2 protein-coding genes are annotated in these 2,029 nt (G+C 38.2%); one reads left to right on the top strand and one right to left on the bottom strand.

Going from position 1 to position 2,029, the window contains the following annotated elements; all coding sequences use genetic code 11:
* Nucleotides 1-153: 153 nt before the first annotated feature.
* Complete coding sequence (locus DWZ60_RS16810) at nt 154-1,365, bottom strand: IS110 family transposase (protein WP_055218916.1); 1,212 nt, start codon at nt 1,363-1,365, stop codon at nt 154-156.
* Nucleotides 1,366-1,726: 361 nt separating this feature from the next.
* Here DWZ60_RS16810 and tnpA point away from each other — a divergent pair.
* Nucleotides 1,727-2,029 (top strand): IS200/IS605 family transposase (gene tnpA, locus DWZ60_RS16815; protein WP_119222175.1); only part of this gene is annotated, 303 nt, incomplete at its 3' end.

The raw sequence follows: 2,029 nt of genomic DNA on the forward strand, positions 1-2,029 counted from the left end.
TTGAAAACGGCGCGTCGCATTCTCGTTACTTTAGCCTGCAAATAAAAAGTCAATACTAAAATTGAAGAAAGTTAAAAAACTTTACAGGTTAAAAATTAGGCATTAAAATAAGGCCACCACAACCAGTGCTGGTCTGAAAGTAAAAGTTTTGAATTAGCTTGGATCAGGAAGAACAGAAAGATATTCTTTCACTCGTCCATAGTATATTCTGAGAAATTTATTAGCACCTGCAGTCATATAAACATAGTAAGGCTTACCCTGGGTGCGTTTTCTGTCCATGAATTGATATACAGGATCATCCTGAGGCATGGTTTTGATAAGAACATCCATTACTTGAAAAAGAGTCTTTCTTAAATTTGAAGATCCACGTTTGGATGTTGGGACGCTTTTTTGGGCATAGGAACCAGATTCGTTTACCCCAGGATCAACTCCGGCGAATGCAGTAAGGGCTCCTTTATGCGTGAATCTGGTTACATCACCGATCTCAGCCATAAGCTGTGGACCGAGAGATGGACCAATCCCTTTAAACTGCATGACAATTGAGTATTCAGGAAGCTTTGAGGCAGTCTCGTTCATGAGAGTGCGTATTGTTTCGACAGTAACGGAAGTACTGTTGAGCTGATCGACAGCTTGTCTGATGATATGTTTGGTTATTTCATTCTTAGGAAATACTGGAACAAGTTCCTTTGTTTTGGTGTAAATTTCTTCCGCTTTTGATTTATTGAAGGCATATTTTTTGCGCTTGCACCAGTTCTGATAATGTTCAACAAAAGCGTTTAGAGACATTTTACGAATGCAATCTACATGCCAGTATGTAGAGACAAAATCAACCCATTTCTGGGAACCATCACTGCGGGTGGGACTATTGAAATAAGTATTTGCATTTGGATAGGTCTGGTCAATGAGGCCAATAAGATTATTTTTCATAGCCGTTTTTTGTTTCACATAGAAATGGAACTGACGATTCATGACCTTTAGCTGAGCGCGTAATTCATCTGTAATACTATACGGTTCAAGACTTTGCCATTTGTCAAGAGCGTAGCGGGCAATCTTGACAGAATCAGCTTTGTCGGACTTGATTTTGCGAAGAGAATCGTTATTAAAATCTTTGACCAACTTGGGATTAACAGCACTGACAAAGAGATCTGCTGCTGAAAGCTGGTGAGCAAGTGCTTCGTAGTAGCGGCCGGTATGTTCCATTACAACCCGGGATTCACCTTCGATAGAATGAATAAGTTTAATAAGTGAATGGATATCACTGGATGTGTGCTTAATCTCAAAAGGAGAGGATACAATCTCCCCAAATGGTCTCAGAATTGTAACCATACTTTTACCTTTTGAAACATCGATACCTACTGCGTTCATAAATTTATCACTCCTTAAAAAATATTACAATGGATAAATACCAGTTTTACTCATTACCTGTTCAAACTACTGTGTGTGACACGAATGCACCTAATGTGATTCAACCTGCATAAAACGAACACTGTGAATGAGGAGCCGGTTATCAGTCTAAAGTACGGACGCGAGGTCCAAGTGATGAAGTCGATATACCATTGCATCCTACATTCTAACAGTTTAAGTAATGAGATGGATAAATCCTTACTGGAAGTAAGGGGATTACCCATAAATATATTGTAGTAGTGATGAGTTAGACGCGCAAGATTTTTGATAAAAATGAGAACAAATGTTTGATATATTCCTATGTATATGGTATAATGTTTTTATGGGAAAAGATATGTTTACAATTAATAAAAATGATCTTTCATATGGTAGAGGATATGTGTACTCTCTGCAGTATCATCTGGTCTGGTGTACAAAGTACAGAAAAAAGGTTTTAAAAGACGGAATTGATGTGGAATGCAAAGAAATGCTGGAAAGTCTTGCACAGGAATATAAATTTCAAATCCTGGCTATGGAGGTTATGCCGGATCATATTCATCTGCTTGTAGATTGTCGACCACAGTTTTATATTTCAGACATGATCAAAATCATGAAGGGGAATCTTGCGCGCCAGATGTTCCTTTTG

The organism is Blautia sp. AF34-10, assembly GCF_003477865.1.
GTDB classification, from domain to species: domain Bacteria; phylum Bacillota; class Clostridia; order Lachnospirales; family Lachnospiraceae; genus Fusicatenibacter; species Fusicatenibacter saccharivorans.